Origin of the sequence: Streptomyces pacificus (genome assembly GCF_011766325.1) — a bacterium.
GTDB lineage: Bacteria > Actinomycetota > Actinomycetes > Streptomycetales > Streptomycetaceae > Streptomyces > Streptomyces pacificus.
On the sequence record NZ_BLLG01000003.1, the window covers coordinates 90570 to 106184 of the forward strand.

The following is a 15615-nucleotide window of genomic DNA, read 5'->3' on the forward strand; positions in this document are numbered from 1 at the left end:
TGCGTAATCTGGGCGAAACCCCGGGTCGTGATACTGAAGCTCCTCTCTACGCCCTGGCGGTGGTGCACAGGCCGTCTGAACTGCAAGGATGTGGCTATGGACAAGCAGCAGGAATTCGTGCTCCGCACGCTCGAGGAGCGCGACATCCGGTTCGTGCGCCTGTGGTTCACCGATGTGCTCGGCTTCCTGAAATCGGTCGCGGTGGCGCCCGCCGAACTCGAACAGGCCTTCGATGAAGGCATCGGCTTCGACGGTTCCGCGATCGAGGGCTTCGCGCGTGTCTACGAGTCGGACATGATCGCGAAGCCGGACCCGGGCACCTTCCAGATCCTGCCGTGGCGTGCGGAGGCTCCGGGCACGGCGCGGATGTTCTGCGACATCCTCATGCCCGACGGCTCACCGTCCTACGCCGACCCGCGCTTCGTCCTCAAGCGGATCCTGGCCAAGACCTCGGATCTGGGGTTCACGTTCTACACCCACCCCGAGATCGAGTTCTTCCTGCTGAAGGACCGGCCGCTGGACGGCTCCCGCCCGACGCCCGCGGACAACTCGGGCTACTTCGACCACACCCCGCAGAACGTGGGCATGGACTTCCGCCGCCAGGCCATCACGATGCTGGAGTCCATGGGCATCTCGGTGGAGTTCAGTCACCACGAGGGCGCGCCGGGCCAGCAGGAGATCGACCTGCGGTACGCGGACGCGCTGTCCACCGCGGACAACATCATGACGTTCCGCCTGGTCATGAAGCAGGTCGCGCTGGAGCAGGGAGTCCAGGCGACGTTCATGCCGAAGCCCTTCTCCGAGCACCCCGGCTCCGGCATGCACACCCACCTCTCCCTGTTCGAGGGGGACCGGAACGCGTTCTACGAGTCCGGCGCGGAGTACCAGCTGTCCAAAGTGGGACGTTCCTTCATCGCCGGCCTGCTCCGGCACGCCGCCGAGATCTCGGCCGTCACCAACCAGTGGGTCAACTCCTACAAGCGCATCTGGGGCGGCTCGGCCCGCACCGCCGGCTCCGGCGGTGAGGCCCCCTCGTACATCTGCTGGGGCCACAACAACCGCTCGGCCCTGATCCGCGTCCCGATGTACAAGCCGGGCAAGACCGGCTCCTCCCGCATCGAGGTCCGCTCCCTCGACGCCGGCGCCAATCCCTACCTCGCCTACGCGGTCCTGCTCGCCGCCGGTCTGCGGGGCATCGAGGAGGGATACGAACTGCCGGCCGGCGCCGACGACGACGTCTGGGCGCTGTCGGACGCCGAGCGCCGCGCGATGGGCATCGAGCCCCTCCCGCAGAACCTCGGCGAGGCGATCATGCTGATGGAGCGCAGCGAACTGGTCGCGGAGACGCTCGGTGAGCATGTCTTCGACTTCTTCCTCCGCAACAAGAAGCAGGAGTGGGAGGAGTACCGATCCGAGGTCACCGCCTTCGAGCTGCGGAAGAACCTGCCGGTGCTGTAGGGGTCGTTCGGCGCGGGGGCTCCGCCGGCGCGACACGCAGGCGCGGGCAGGCAGGCGGGCGCAGGCACGCAGACTCGTCGGCATAGGGCATAGGGCATAGGGCATAGGGCATACGGGCATGAGCGAGCCGCCCGGGGGCGCACGCCGTCCGGACACGACGGCAGCGGGGAGCCCGGCGACGGCACGGGGAGGCTGACGGGAGGGGCGGAGCCGGACGGCGGCCGCCGGGAGCCGCCGGAGATCCCAGGAACCGGGAACGCGGTCTGCACCGCCCTGGCCCGCGCTGCCCGCCCTGGCCCGCGCTGCCCGCCCTGTCTGCGCGGCGCACCGCGGACATCACGGCCCCGCCGCGAGCCGACGCACTCCGGGGAGCGTCCCCCCTGCCCCTGCGACTACGCTCGGACCCGGATCCGGACCTTGATCGGAGGCGGCGGGATGGCATCGGTGCCGGGGCGCAGAAGCAGTACCTTCACCCGTCTGCTGCGGCACGGTTTCACCCACCCCGCCGCGGCCGAGCGGCTCCTGGACCTGCCGGAGATGGCGCCCGTGCGCACCGACTCCGTCCTCCTCGACGCCCTCGGCGCCACCGCCGACCCCGACCTGGCCCTGCGCGGGATCGTGCGGCTGGTCGAGGCGCAGCAGCCGGACGAACGGCAGATGCTGCTCGACACGCTGATCTCCGCGAAGCCGCTGCGCGACCGGCTGCTCGGGGTGCTCGGCGCGTCCGACGCGCTCGGCGACCATCTGGCCCGGCACCCGCAGGACTGGCAGGCGCTGGTGATGTACGAGGCCTCCGATCTGCACCCCGGGGTGGACGACTTCGAACGGGGACTCGCCGAGGCGACCGACCCGGTGTCGCTGCGCGTCGCCTACCGCCGCTGTCTGCTGTCGCTCGCCGCCCGCGACGTGTGCGGCACCACCGACGTGGCGCAGACCGCGGCCGAGCTGGCCGACCTGGCGACGGCGACGCTGCGCGGGGCCCTCGCGATCGCCCGTACCGATGCACCCGAGGACGCCGCCGCCTGCCGCCTCGCGGTGATCGCCATGGGCAAGTGCGGCGGCCACGAGCTGAACTACGTCTCCGATGTCGACGTGATATTCGTCGGGGAGCCGGCGTCCGATGCCGTGGACGAGGCCACCGCCCTGAAGGCCGCGACCCGGCTCGCCTCGCACCTGATGCGGATCTGCTCGGAGACCACCGTGGAGGGCGCCATCTGGCCCGTCGACGCCAATCTGCGGCCGGAGGGCCGCAACGGGCCGCTGGTGCGGACCCTCTCCAGCCATCTCGCCTACTACCAGCGCTGGGCGAAGACGTGGGAGTTCCAGGCGCTGCTCAAGGCGCGGCCGGTGGCAGGCGACCCGGAACTCGGCGCCGACTACATCGACGCGGTGTCGCCGCTGGTCTGGCAGGCGGCCGAGCGGGAGAACTTCGTGCCGGACGTGCAGAAGATGCGCCGCCGCGTCGTCGACAACATCCCCGCCGCGCACTTGGACCGCGAGCTGAAGCTGGGGCCGGGCGGGCTACGGGACGTCGAGTTCGCCGTACAGCTCCTGCAGTTGGTGCACGGCCGCACCGACCCCGCACTGCGCAGCGGCTCGACCCTGGAGGCGCTCGGCCAGCTCGCGGCGGGCGGTTACGTGGGCCGGGCGGACGCGGCGCAGCTCGGCGAGGCGTACCGCTTCCTGCGCTCGATGGAGCACCGCATCCAGCTGTACCGGCTGCGCCGTACGCACCTGGTCCCGGAGGGCGAGGAGGACCTGCGGCGCCTCGGGCGTTCCCTGGGGCTGCGCGCCGACCCGGTGGCCGAACTCGACAAGGAGTGGCGGCGGCACGGATCCGTCGTACGCCGGCTGCACGAGAAGCTCTTCTACCGGCCCCTGCTGGACGCGGTCGCGCAGCTCGCGCCGGGGGAGACCAGGCTCAGCACCCAGGCGGCACGGCAGCGCCTGGAGGCGCTCGGCTACGCCGATCCGGCCGCAGCCCTGCGGCATCTGGAGGCGCTGTCGTCCGGGGTCTCGCGCAAGGCGGCGATCCAGCGGACGCTGCTGCCGGTGCTGCTGGGCTGGTTCGCGGACTCCGCCGACCCGGACGCGGGCCTGCTGGGCTTCCGCCGGGTGTCGGACGCGCTCGGCAAGACGCCCTGGTACCTGCGGCTGCTGCGGGACGAGGGCGCGGCCGCGGAGAACCTCGCCCGGGTGCTGTCCGCCGGCCGGCTCGCCCCCGACCTGCTGCTGCGGGCCCCCGAGGCGGTGGCGCTGCTCGGCGATCCCGGAGGGCTGAGGCCGCGCGGCCGCGACCATCTGGAGCAGGAGGTGCTCGCGGCGGCGGGGCGCGCGGACGGCGCGGAGGCGGGGGTGGCCTCGGCCCGCGCGGTGCGGCGGCGGGAGCTGTTCCGTACGGCGGCGGCGGACCTGATCGGCTCGTACGGCACCGAGGAGAACCCGGCAGAGCACGACCCGGGCACGCTCGTCGACCGGGTGGGCGAGGCCGTCACCGACCTCAACGCGGCCACGATCGCCGGTGCGCTGCGCGCCGTCGTCCGCGAGCGCTGGGGGGACGAACTCCCCACCCGGTTCGCGGTCATCGGCATGGGGCGCTTCGGCGGACACGAGCTGTCGTACGGTTCCGACGCCGATGTGCTGTTCGTCCACGAGCCCCGCGAGGGCGCCGACGCGCACGAGGCCGCCCGGGCGGCCGGCATCGTCGTGGCGGAGATGCGGCGGCTGCTGCAGCTCCCGAGCTCCGACCCGCCGCTGCTGATCGACGCCGATCTGCGCCCCGAGGGCCGCAACGGGCCGCTGGTGCGCACCCTGGCTTCCTACGCGGCCTACTACCGGCGCTGGTCGCTGGTCTGGGAGAGCCAGGCCCTGCTGCGCGCCGAGCCGATGGCGGGGGACGAGGAGCTGGGCGCCCGATTCGTCGCACTCGTCGACCCGCTGCGCTACCCGGCCGAGGGCCTGGGCGAGGAAGAGGCACGGGAGATCCGCCGGCTCAAGGCGCGGATGGAGACGGAGCGGTTGCCGCGCGGCGCCGACCCGACCCTGCACGCCAAGCTGGGGCGCGGAGGGCTCAGCGACGTGGAGTGGACGGTGCAGTTGCTGCAGATGCGCCACGGCCGGGCCGAGCCGGCGCTGCGCACCACGCGCACCCGTACGGCGCTCGCCGCCGCCCGGGACGCGGGCCTGCTGTCGCCGGAGGACGCCGAGATCCTGGACGACGCCTGGGTGCTGGCGACACGGGTCCGCAACGGCGTCATGCTGGTGCGGGGCCGCGCGGGCGACACCTTCCCCTCCGACGCGAAGGAACTGGCCGCGGTGGGCCGCTATCTGGGCTACGAGCAGGGGCATGTGGGCGAGATGGTCGACGGGTACCGCCGGGCGACGCGGCGCGCCCGCGCGGTGGTGGAGCGGCTGTTCTACGGGGCGTAGCCGACGCGGCCCGCGGTGGCGGGCGGTGCCTTGCGGCCTCGACGGGGCCGAAGGCGCGGGCGCCTGCCCGCCGCCGCGAGACGGCAGGGATCGGCCCGGAAGCAGCCGGGAGCCGGAAGCCGGGAGCCGCGCGGGCGGCGCGGGCGGCGCGGCGTTCGTCTACGCCATGAGCACCGGGCCGCCGCGGCCCCCGTCCGGCACATGCCGCGGCAGCCGGTGCGGCAGGGCTCCGTACCAGACGGAGGACAGGCCGTAGCCGAAGCCTAGGCAGAGCAGTCCGCCGACGGCGTCCAGCCAGAAGTGGTTGGCGGTCGCCACGATCACCACGAGGGTGAGCGTCGGGTACAGCAGCCCCAGGATCCTGGCCCAGGGGGCCGTCGCCAGCGCGAAGACGGTCAGTCCGCACCACAGCGACCAGCCGATGTGCATCGACGGCATGGCCGCGTACTGGTTGGACATGTGCTTCAGATCGCCCGAGGCCATGGATCCCCAGGTGTGGTGCACCAGCACCGTGTCGATGAAGTCCTGGCCGTTCATCAGCCGCGGCGGCGCGAGCGGGTAGAGGTAGTAGCCGACGAGCGCCACGCCGGTGGTGGCGAAGAGGACCAGCCGGGCGGGTGCGTAGCGGCCGGGGTGCCCGCGGTAGAGCCACACCAGTATGCCGATGGTCACCAGGAAGTGCAGCGTGGCGTAGTAGTAGTTCATCGTCACGATCAGCCACGTCACCGAGTTGGCGGCGTGGTTGACCGTCTGCTCCACGGCGATGCCGAGGGCCTGCTCGGTTTCCCAGATCCAGTCGGCGTTCCGCAGGGCCTGGGCCTTCTGCTCGGGGACGGCGTTGCGGACCAGGGAGTACGTCCAGTAGCTGACCGCGATGAGGAGGATCTCGAACCAGATGCGCGGCCGGCGCACCGACCGCCACTCGCGCAGTCTGCTCCGCTCCGGGGCCGGGCCGTCCGCGGTCACCATGGGTGACGGGGGCGCGGTCCGGTCTCCCGGGGACTTCACGGTCGCTTCACCCATGGGAGGAGAGTCTGCCAGACGGGTGCGAGCGGTCCGATCATCCCTCAGGCTGGTTCCCAGGGGCCCGGTCCCTCCTGAGGACGAGCCGGAGCCCCCGCATCTCCCGGGCACGGTGCGGAATTCGGGAGTCCGGTGCGGGGGTGTGCGGGCCCGGCGGGACGGATCAGGGCGAAGCGTGCAGAGGGCCCGCGGCGGTCGAGCCCCGGACGACCAGCTCCGGCATGAACACGAACTCGCTGTGCGGCGCCGGAGTTCCGCCGATCTCCTCGAGCAGGGTCCGGACCGCGGCCTGCCCCATCGCGGGAACGGGCTTGCGGACGGTCGTCAGCGGCGGGTCGGTGAAGGCGATGAGGGGGGAGTCGTCGAATCCGACGACCGAGACGTCGTCGGGCACCTCCAGCCCCCGCTGCCGTGCGGCCCGGATCGCGCCCAGCGCCATCATGTCGCTGGCGCACACCACGGCCGTGCAGCCCCGGTCCATCAGTGCGGACGCGGCGGCCTGGCCGCCCTCCAGGGTGTAGAGGGAGTGCTGGACCAGCTCGGACTCGATGTGCTGCTCGTCCAGGCCGAGCTGGTCGCCCACCGCCCTGACGAAGCCCTCTATCTTCCGCAGTACCGGCACGAACCGGCGCGGGCCGAGCGCCAGCCCGATCCGGGTGTGGCCCAGGGAGACGAGATGGGTCACGGCCAGCTGCATCGCCGCCCGGTCGTCGGGGGAGATGAAGGGCGCCCGCACCTGCGGGGAGAAGCCGTCGACGAGGACGAAGGGGACGCCCTGGGCGCGCAGCTTCTCGTAGCGCTGCATGTCGGCGGTGGTGTCGGCGTGGAGTCCCGAGACGAAGATGATGCCCGAGACGCCCCGGTCCACCAGCATCTCGGTGAGTTCGTCCTCGGTGGAGCCGCCGGGCGTCTGGGTGGCCAGCACGGGGGTGTAGCCCTGGCGGGTCAGTGCCTGCCCGATGACCTGGGCCAGGGCGGGGAAGATGGGGTTCTCCAGCTCGGGCGTGATCAGTCCGACGAGCCCGGCGCTGCGTCGCCGCAGCTTCACGGGGCGTTCGTAGCCGAGGACGTCGAGTGCGGCGAGCACGGATTCGCGGGTGGTCGAGGCGACACCCGGCTTGCCGTTCAGCACCCGGCTGACCGTCGCCTCGCTGACCCCCGCCTGGGCTGCGATGTCGGCGAGGCGTGCGGTCATGGGACTGGACTGTACCGTTCGCACCTCAGATTGCCCACCAGACGGTCGAGTCGGCGGGCAGCGCGACCGTCCCGCCGCTGATCCCGAGCGGCGCGGAGGACAGCAGGCGGCTCCCGGGCACGGGGAGCCTGACGTCCGTGCCGCGCGTGTTCGTCGTGCAGACGAATCCGCCGCGGGCGAAGGCCAGCACCCCGTCGGGGGCGTCGAGCCAGGTGACACCCGCACCGGCGCCGAGAGCCGGGTGCTCGCGCCGCAGCGCGATCGCGGCCCGGTACAGCTCCAGGGTGGAACCCGGCACCCCGGTCTGCGCCTCCACGCTCAGGCCGGCCCACTCCGCGGGCTGCGGGAGCCAGCTGCCGCCGCTGCCGAAGCCGTAGGACGGGCCCGAACGGGTCCAGGGGATCGGCACCCGGCAGCCGTCGCGGAAGCCGTCCTGGCCCTCCGCGCGGAAGAACGACGGGTCCTGGCGCACCTCGTCCGGCAGGTCGAGGACCTCGGGCAGGCCCAGCTCCTCGCCCTGGTAGACGTACACCGACCCGGGCAGCGCCAGCATCAGCAGCGCCGCGGCCCGGGCCCGGCGAAGGCCCACCGGCCCGCCGCCGTAGCGTGTGGTGTGCCGGGGCACGTCGTGGTTGGACAGCACCCAGGTGGTGGGCGCGCCGACGGACGCGGTCGCCGCCAGCGACGCCTCGACGACCTCCCGCATCCGCTCCGGGTCCCAGGGGCAGCGCAGGAACTGGAAGTTGAACGCCTGGTGCAGTTCGTCGGGGCGTACGTACAGCGCGAGCCGCTCCGGGCTGGGCGCCCAGGCCTCGGCCACGCCGATGCGCTCTCCGCCGTAGCCGTCGAGCAGCCGCCGCCAGGAGCGGTGGATCTCGTGGACGCCGTCCTGGTCGAAGAAGGGCAGCACCTGCGCGCCGATCATCCTGGCCTGTTCGCGTACGCCGATGTCGGGCAGTCCCTCGGCCTTGACCATGCCGTGGGCGACGTCGATGCGGAAGCCGTCCACCCCGAGGTCCAGCCAGAAGCGCAGGACCGCGTCGAACTCCTCGCGCACGGCGGGGTGCTCCCAGTTCAGGTCCGGCTGTTCGGGCGCGAAGAGGTGCAGATACCACTGCCCGGGGGCGCCGTCGGAGTCCGCGGCCCGGGTCCAGGCGGGTCCGCCGAACACCGACTCCCAGTCGTTCGGCGGCAGTTCGCCATGCTCGCCCCTGCCGGGCCGGAAGTGGTACAGCGCCCGCTCCGGGCCGCCCGCCAGGGCGGAGCGGAACCAGGCGTGCCGGTCGGAGGTGTGGTTGGGGACGATGTCGACGATCACCCGGAGCCCCAGGCGGTGTGCCTCGGCGACCAGGTCTCCGGCGTCCTCGAGGGTGCCGAAGAGCGGGTCGACGGCACGGTAGTCGGAGACGTCGTAACCGCCGTCCGCCTGGGGCGAGGCGTAGAACGGAGTCAGCCACACCGCGTCCACGCCGAGTCCCGCGAGGTGGGGCAGCCGGTCGCGGATGCCGCGCAGATCGCCGACGCCGTCGCCGTCGGCGTCGGCGAAGGAGCGTACGTACACCTGGTAGATCACGGCGTCCCGCCACCAGTCCCCGGGCCGCCCGGATCGCTTCGCCCCTGGGACGGGAGCGGCCTGAGTCGCCTGGGGGACCTGGGGGACCTGGGGGACCTGGTCGGGGTGAGTCGTCTGAGGGGGCTCAGTGGCTTGTGAGCTCTGCGCGACCGGAGCGGTTCGTGAAGCCGAAGCGGTCTGTGAGGTCTGTGAGGTCTGCGCGGCTTGCGGTACCGAGGCGGTCCGAGCGGCCGGTGGCACCGGGGCTGCGGCTGCGGCCGGGGCGATCGGTGCGACGGGCGCAGCCATGGTGTCCGCGGTGTCCGGGGCATGAGGTGCGTCCGGGGTGATCCGCTGCGTGGCGGTGGTGCCGAGCTCCTGGGTCATGGACGCTCCTTCGGATGCCTGTTTCGGGACGTTCCGGGTCTTCCGGCCGACGGCTGCCTGTCTCCGACGGTAACAGCGCTGCAATCTCTTGCGAAGCGATTGCGGGGGCGCATCCGGGGCGCTGGGGCGGTTTCCGTGGTGGTTGGCAAGGCGCACAACGGCAACCTTGCGGACACGCGCAGGTAACGATCACGGTACCTTGCAGAAAATTCTCGCAAGGTCTTTCGGTCTGCTTTCAGCCTTGTTACGTTCCTGCACGAATCGGCGCCGTGATGGAGCGGGCCCGGGTTGAAGGAGTTCATATGCGACGTGGCATAGCGGCCACCGCTCTGGTCGCGAGCCTGGCGCTCACGGCGACCGCCTGCGGCGGGGACGGCGCCGAAGGCGGCAAGAGCGCCTCGGGCAAGCTGTCGGGCACGGTCACCTGGTGGGACACGTCGACCGTCGGCAGCGAGGACAAGGTCTTCAAGAAGCTCGCCGAGGGCTTCACCGCGCTGCACCCCGACGTCAAGGTCAACTACGTGAACGTGCCCTTCGGTGAGGCGCAGAACAAGTTCAAGAACGCCGCCCAGTCCGGCTCCGGCGCCCCCGACGTGATCCGCTCCGAGGTGGCCTGGACCCCCGAGTTCGCCGACCTCGGCTACCTCGCCCCGCTGGACGGCACCCCCGCCCTCACGTCCGACGAGGACTTCCTGCCGCAGGCCGCCGCCTCCACGGAGTACGACGGCAAGACCTACGCAGTCCCGCAGGTCATCGACTCCATGGGCATCTTCTACAACAAGAGGGTCTTCCAGGAGGCCGGCGTCCGGCCCCCGGCGTCCATCGCCGAACTCAAGAGCGTCGCCAAGAAGATCAAGGACAAGACCGGCAAGACCGGCCTCTATCTGCGCGGCGACGACGCGTACTGGTTCCTGTCCTTCCTCTACGGCGAGGGCGGCAACCTGGTCGACGTCGAGAAGAAGCAGATCACCGTCGACAACCCGGCCGGCGTCAAGGCCATGGAGGTTGTCGAGGACCTCGTCGACTCCGGTGCGGCGAAGACCGACGCCACCGACGGCTGGAACAACATGCAGACCGCCTTCAAGGACGGCAAGGTCGCCATGATGATCAACGGCCCCTGGGCGGTCACGGACACCTACGCCGGCAAGGAGTTCGCGGACAGGTCCAACCTCGGCATCGTCCCGGTCCCGGCGGGCTCCGGCGGCCAGGGCGCCCCGCAGGGCGGCCACAACCTCGCCGTCTACGCGGGCTCCGAGAACCTCGACGCCTCCTATGCCTTCGTCGAGTACATGACGTCTGCCGAGTCCCAGGCCACGGTGGCCGAGGACCTCAGCCTGCTGCCGACCCGCTCCTCCGTCTACGACGAGCCCAGCGTCTCCGGAAACGAGATGGTCGCCTTCTTCAAGCCGGTCGTCGACAAGGCCGTCGAGCGCCCCTGGATCCCCGAGGGCGGCAGCCTCTTCGCGCCGCTGCTCACCGAGTACACCAAGGTCCTCACCGGCCAGACCACCCCGCAGAAGGGAGCCGAAGCCGTCGGCGAGGCCTACCGCAAGCTGCTGAAGGACTGGAAGTAGCCGCAGGCGGAACAAGGCGGGAAAGCTCAAGACAGCACAAGACGGCGCAGACAGCGCAAGACGGCACGGCACGAGACAGCAAGAGAAGAGGGATACCGACCGATGGCTGTCCACACCAGCGGCCAGTCGGCGGCGGAGGCCGCGGAGCCCGGGAGGGCCCGCGGCCGTCGCCGCGACTCCGCAGGCGCGCCCGGCAGGTTCCGCCGCGGCCTGTCCACCCACTGGTACGCCTGGACCATGGTCGCCCCCGTGGTGATCGTGATCGGCGTGATCATCGGCTATCCGCTGGTCCGCGGCGTCTACCTGTCGCTGACCGACGCCGACGAGCGCAATGTCGAGCGGTCGATCGGGGTGAACCACCTCCCCGCGACCTACGAGTTCGTCGGGCTCGGCAACTACGCCGACGCGCTCACCGGCAGCCAGTTCCTGGGCACCCTCGGCTGGACGCTGGTGTGGACGGTCTCCTGCGTGGCCGTCACCTTCGGACTGGGCCTCGCCCTCGCCAACATCCTCCACCGCAGGATCGCCGGACGGTCGTTCTACCGGATGATGCTGATCCTGCCGTGGGCCGTGCCCGGCTTCGTCTCCGTGTTCGCCTGGCGCTTCCTCTACAACGAGGACAACGGCCTGCTCAACAAGATCCTCGCGGGCGGCGGGATCGACGCCGTGCCCTGGCTCAACGACCCGCTGTGGGCCAAGTTCTCGGTGATCGCCGTCAACGTCTGGCTCGGCGTCCCGTTCATGATGGTCGCCCTGCTCGGCGGACTGCAGTCCATCCCCGGCGAGCTGTACGAGGCCGCCGAGATGGACGGCGCCAACGCCTGGCAGCGGTTCCGCAGCATCACCATGCCCGGGCTGCGGTCGGTGTCCACCACCGTGGTGCTGCTGAGCACCATCTGGACCTTCAACATGTTCCCGGTGATCTTCCTGCTCACCCGGGGCGGCCCCGGCGAGGCCACCCAGATCCTGGTCACCCAGGCGTACAAGTTCTCGTTCGAGATCAGCCCGCGCGACTTCGCCCAGTCCTCCACCTGGGGTGTGCTGATCCTCGTCCTCCTGATGGTCTTCGCCGCTGTCTACCAGCGCGTCCTCCGCAAGCAGGGAGAAACCTGGTGACCACGACCAACGCCCCGGCCCCTGCGGCCTCCTCGGCCCGCACCGCCGCGCGCACCCCGGCCGGCTCCCCGGTGCGCGGAAGGCGCTCGCCGCTCGCCTCGGCCGGGCTGCACCTGACGCTGCTCGCCGCCTCCCTGATCGCCGTCTTCCCGGTCCTCTGGGTGCTGCTGACCTCGCTGAAACCGGCGAGCTACGCCACCACCACGGACTTCGTGCGGGAGACGACGCTCCAGAACTACACCAAGCTGCTCCAGGACACCGCCTTCCTCACCTGGTTCGGCAACTCGCTGCTCGTCGCGGGCCTGACCACGGTCCTCGGCGTCTTCGTGGCCGCCACCACCGGCTACGCCGTCAGCCGCTTCCGCTTCCCCGGCAAGCGGGGCCTGATGTGGACGCTGCTGATCACCCAGATGTTCCCGGTCGCCGTCCTGATCGTGCCGATCTACAACATCATGGCGAACCTGGGCCTGCTCAACCAGCCGGCCGGACTCGTCATCACCTACCTCACCATCGCGGTGCCGTTCTGCGCCTGGATGATGAAGGGCTTCTTCGACACCATCCCGCGCGAGATCGACGAGTCGGGCCAGGTCGACGGGCTCACCCCGTTCGGCACCTTCTGGCGGCTGATCCTGCCGCTCGCCCGTCCGGGCATCGCGGTGACGGCGTTCTACTCGTTCATCACCGCCTGGGGCGAGGTCGCCTACGCGTCCGCCTTCATGGTCGGCGACGAGAACCTGACCCTCGCCGGGGGTTTGCAGAAGTTCGTCAACCAGTACGGCGCCCAGTGGGGTCCGATGACCGCGGCCTCCGTACTCATCGCCATCCCGGCCGCGGTCGTCTTCCTCTTCGCGCAGCGCCATCTGGTCACGGGCGTGTCGGCGGGCGCCGTCAAGGGCTGACCCCGCACACGCCCCACCCCCCGACCACCCCCCGACCGCACCCCGCGCCAGACCACCCCCCCGACCACCACCATCCCAGGGATGAAATGACCCAGCACCTCGCTGCCCCCGACACCGCGACGACGACCGGCCCCCGCGCCGAGCCAGCGCCATGGTGGCGGGACGCGGTGATCTACCAGGTCTATCCGCGCAGCTTCGCCGACGGCAACGGCGACGGCATGGGCGATCTCGCCGGGATACGCAGCCGGCTCCCGTACCTCAGGGAGCTCGGCGTCGACGCGGTCTGGCTCAGCCCCTTCTACGCCTCCCCCCAGGCCGACGCGGGCTACGACGTCGCCGACTACCGGGCCATCGACCCGATGTTCGGCACGCTCCACGACGCCGACGCGCTGATCCGCAGCGCCCACGCCCTGGACCTGCGCATCATCGTGGACCTGGTGCCCAACCACTGCTCCGACCGGCACGACTGGTTCCGCCAGGCACTGCGCGAAGGCCCCGGCTCCCGGCTGCGCGAGCGCTTCCACTTCCGGCCCGGCCGGGGCGAGGACGGCGCACTGCCGCCCAACGACTGGGAGTCGATCTTCGGGGGACCGGCGTGGACCCGCACGGTGAACCCGGACGGCTCACCGGGAGAGTGGTACCTGCACCTCTTCGCCCCCGAGCAGCCGGACTTCAACTGGGAGCACCCGGCGGTCCAGGACGAGTTCCGCTCGATCCTCCGCTTCTGGCTCGACCTGGGCGCCGACGGCTTCCGGGTGGACGTCGCCCACGGCCTGGTCAAGGCCCCCGGACTGCCCGACATCGGCTCCGGCGACCAGGCGAAGCTGCTCGGCGACGACATCATGCCGTTCTTCGACCAGGACGGCGTCCACGAGATCTACCGCTCCTGGCGGCGCATCCTCGACGAGTACGAGGGCGAGCGCATCCTCGTCGCCGAGGCGTGGACGCCGACCGTCGAGCGCACCGCGCTGTACGTCCGGCCCGACGAGATGCACCAGGCCTTCAACTTCCAGTACCTCGCCGCCGACTGGGACGCGAAGGAGCTGCGCGAGGTCATCGACGGCTCGCTCGCCGCGATGCGCCCGGTCGGCGCGCCCACCACCTGGGTGCTGTCCAACCACGACGTCACCCGGCACGCCACCCGTTTCGGCAACCCGCCCGGCCTCGGTACCCAGCAGCGCGAGCCGGGCGACCGCGAGCAGGGCCTGCGCCGGGCTCGCGCGGCCACGCTGCTGATGCTGGCGCTGCCCGGGTCGGCGTACCTCTACCAGGGCGAGGAGCTGGGCCTGCCGGACGTCACGGACCTGCCGGACGAGGTGCGCCAGGACCCGTCGTTCTTCCGCGCGGAGGGCCAGGACGGCTTCCGCGACGGCTGCCGGGTGCCGATCCCCTGGACCCGTTCGGGCCCGTCCTACGGCTTCGGCAGCGGCGGCAGCTGGCTCCCGCAGCCCGCGGAGTGGGCCGGTCTGAGCGTGGAGGCCCAGGCCGGGGTGCCGGGCTCCACCCTGGAGCTGTACCGCACGGCCCTGGCCGCCCGCCGCGAGCACCCGGGGCTGGGCGCGGGTGACGTGGTGACCTGGCTGGACGCACCCGACGGTGTCCTCGCCCTGGCCCGCGAGAAGTTCGTCTGCACGACCAACACCACGGGTGCGCCGGTGCGCATCCCGGCCCCCGGCGCACTGCTGCTGGCCAGTGCGCCGGTCGGGGCCGACGGCGGCTTCGCCGTCCTGCCCGCGGACGCCACCGCGTGGTGGACGGTGTGACGCACCCCAGGCCGAGGGCCTCGGGAGCGGCCGCCCCCCGGCTCACCGACATCGCCGGGCAGGCCGACGTCAGCGAGGCCACGGTCAGCCGGGTCCTCAACGGCAAGCCCGGTGTGTCGGCGGCGACCCGCACCCGGGTCCTCGCGGCGCTCGACGTCCTCGGCTATGAGCGCCCGGTGCGGCTGCGGCGGCGCAGCGCTGGACTGGTCGGGCTGGTCGCGCCCGAACTCACCAACCCGATCTTCCCCGCGTTCGCCCAGGTCATCGAGCAGGTGCTGGCCGGACACGGCTACACCCCGGTGCTGTGCTGCCAGCAGCCCGGCGGTGCCAGCGAGGACGAACTCGTGGAGCAGCTGGAGGAGAGCGGGGTCGACGGCATCGTCTTCCTCTCGGGACTCCACGCCGACACGGCGGCGGACCAGGGCAGGTACGCCGAACTGGCGGCGCGGCGCGTCCCCTTCGTCCTCGTCAACGGCTTCAACGAGCGGGTCTCCGCGCCGTTCGTGTCTCCCGACGACCAGATGGCCGCGGGCATGGCGGTGCGCCATCTCGCCGAACTCGGCCACGAGCGGATCGGGCTGGCGGTAGGGCCGGTGCGCTATGTGCCGTCGCGGCGGAAGACGGAGGGCTTCCTCGCGGCCGCCGGCCTTGATGCCGAACGGTACGTCCGGCACACCCTGTTCAGTGTCGAGGGCGGTCACGCCGCCGCCGCCGAGCTCATCGAGGCGGGCTGCACCGGGATCGTCTGCGGCAGCGACATGATGGCGCTGGGAGCCGTCCGTGCGGTGCGGGAGCGCGGGCTGGACGTGCCGGGGGACGTGTCGGTGGTCGGGTACGACGACTCGCCGCTGATCCCCTTCACCGACCCGCCGCTGACGACCGTGCGCCAGCCGGTCCAGGCGATGGCGTCGGCGGCCGTCGGCGCGCTGCTGGAGGAGATCCGCGGAAACCCGGTGCCGAGCACCGAATACGTCTTCCGGCCGGAGCTGGTGGTACGCGGCTCGACGGGACGGGCGCGGCGGGACGAGTGCGGGGGTGCGGGGGTGCGGGTGCGGCGCTGAGTACGCGGGGGCGAGCGCGCGACGTCCGGCATCCGGGGTGCGGGTCTGCCGGCAGGGCGAGGCGGTGCTTCCCGCAGGGCGCCCGCGGCCCCGGCCCCCGGGGGCCCTCGCCGTGGTGAGCCCGGGCGGATTTCGGCGCACGGCCGCCACCGGGCGGG

Annotated in this window: 10 protein-coding genes; 7 read left to right on the plus strand and 3 right to left on the minus strand. The window is 71.9% G+C overall.

Annotation, left to right across the window (positions count from 1 at the left end):
* Positions 1–96: 96 nt before the first annotated feature.
* Together glnA2 and SCWH03_RS05610 are read left to right on the plus strand one after the other, a co-directional pair.
* Entirely contained in the window at positions 97–1458 is a 1362-nt protein-coding gene (glnA2, locus tag SCWH03_RS05605) for a gamma-glutamylpolyamine synthetase GlnA2 (protein ID WP_173262793.1), read from the plus strand.
* Between the two features lie 435 nt (positions 1459–1893).
* On the plus strand, positions 1894–4887 hold the full coding sequence (locus SCWH03_RS05610) for a bifunctional [glutamine synthetase] adenylyltransferase/[glutamine synthetase]-adenylyl-L-tyrosine phosphorylase (RefSeq protein ID WP_173262796.1): 2994 nt from the start codon (positions 1894–1896) through the stop codon (positions 4885–4887).
* Between the two features lie 159 nt (positions 4888–5046).
* On the opposite strand, the gene SCWH03_RS05615 is transcribed toward SCWH03_RS05610, so the two are convergent.
* From SCWH03_RS05615 to SCWH03_RS05625, 3 genes are all read right to left on the minus strand, one after another.
* Complete coding sequence (locus SCWH03_RS05615; RefSeq protein WP_173262799.1) at positions 5047–5910, minus strand: phosphatase PAP2 family protein; 864 nt, start codon at positions 5908–5910, stop codon at positions 5047–5049.
* Between the two features lie 163 nt (positions 5911–6073).
* Positions 6074–7105, minus strand: coding sequence for a LacI family DNA-binding transcriptional regulator (locus SCWH03_RS05620; protein ID WP_173262802.1), 1032 nt, complete (start codon positions 7103–7105; stop codon positions 6074–6076).
* Between the two features lie 25 nt (positions 7106–7130).
* Complete coding sequence (locus SCWH03_RS05625) at positions 7131–9044, minus strand: glycoside hydrolase family 13 protein (RefSeq protein WP_254076584.1); 1914 nt, start codon at positions 9042–9044, stop codon at positions 7131–7133.
* A gap of 302 nt (positions 9045–9346) precedes the next feature.
* On the opposite strand from SCWH03_RS05625, the gene SCWH03_RS05630 reads away from it, so the two are divergent.
* The 5 genes from SCWH03_RS05630 to SCWH03_RS05650 all read left to right on the plus strand — a co-directional run bounded on the left by SCWH03_RS05630 (position 9347) and on the right by SCWH03_RS05650 (position 15457).
* Positions 9347–10618, plus strand: coding sequence for an extracellular solute-binding protein (locus tag SCWH03_RS05630; RefSeq protein ID WP_173262808.1), 1272 nt, complete (start codon positions 9347–9349; stop codon positions 10616–10618).
* A 102-nt stretch (positions 10619–10720) separates the two neighbouring features.
* Complete coding sequence (locus SCWH03_RS05635; protein ID WP_173262810.1) at positions 10721–11734, plus strand: carbohydrate ABC transporter permease; 1014 nt, start codon at positions 10721–10723, stop codon at positions 11732–11734.
* Positions 11731–12633, plus strand: a complete 903-nt coding sequence (locus tag SCWH03_RS05640; protein ID WP_371872616.1) for a sugar ABC transporter permease — start codon at positions 11731–11733, stop codon at positions 12631–12633. Before SCWH03_RS05635 ends, SCWH03_RS05640 begins: the two co-directional genes overlap by 4 nt.
* Before the next feature lie 86 nt (positions 12634–12719).
* Positions 12720–14396: a glycoside hydrolase family 13 protein gene (locus tag SCWH03_RS05645; protein WP_173262813.1), complete on the plus strand. Its 1677-nt coding sequence runs from the start codon at positions 12720–12722 to the stop codon at positions 14394–14396.
* On the plus strand, positions 14381–15457 hold the full coding sequence (locus tag SCWH03_RS05650; RefSeq protein ID WP_173262816.1) for a LacI family DNA-binding transcriptional regulator: 1077 nt from the start codon (positions 14381–14383) through the stop codon (positions 15455–15457). Before SCWH03_RS05645 ends, SCWH03_RS05650 begins: the two co-directional genes overlap by 16 nt.
* Positions 15458–15615 lie beyond the last annotated feature (158 nt).

Bases quoted from the DNA above. Each gene is read 5' to 3' on its own strand.
- SCWH03_RS05630 (WP_173262808.1), top strand. From the start codon at position 9,347: ATGCGACGTGGCATAGCGGCCACCGCTCTGGTCGCGAGCCTGGCGCTC.
- SCWH03_RS05620 (WP_173262802.1), bottom strand. From the start codon at position 7,105: ATGACCGCACGCCTCGCCGACATCGCAGCCCAGGCGGGGGTCAGCGAG.
- glnA2 (WP_173262793.1), top strand. From the start codon at position 97: ATGGACAAGCAGCAGGAATTCGTGCTCCGCACGCTCGAGGAGCGCGAC.
- SCWH03_RS05645 (WP_173262813.1), top strand. From the start codon at position 12,720: ATGACCCAGCACCTCGCTGCCCCCGACACCGCGACGACGACCGGCCCC.
- SCWH03_RS05635 (WP_173262810.1), top strand. From the start codon at position 10,721: ATGGCTGTCCACACCAGCGGCCAGTCGGCGGCGGAGGCCGCGGAGCCC.
- SCWH03_RS05625 (WP_254076584.1), bottom strand. From the start codon at position 9,044: ATGACCCAGGAGCTCGGCACCACCGCCACGCAGCGGATCACCCCGGAC.
- SCWH03_RS05615 (WP_173262799.1), bottom strand. From the start codon at position 5,910: ATGGGTGAAGCGACCGTGAAGTCCCCGGGAGACCGGACCGCGCCCCCG.
- SCWH03_RS05610 (WP_173262796.1), top strand. From the start codon at position 1,894: ATGGCATCGGTGCCGGGGCGCAGAAGCAGTACCTTCACCCGTCTGCTG.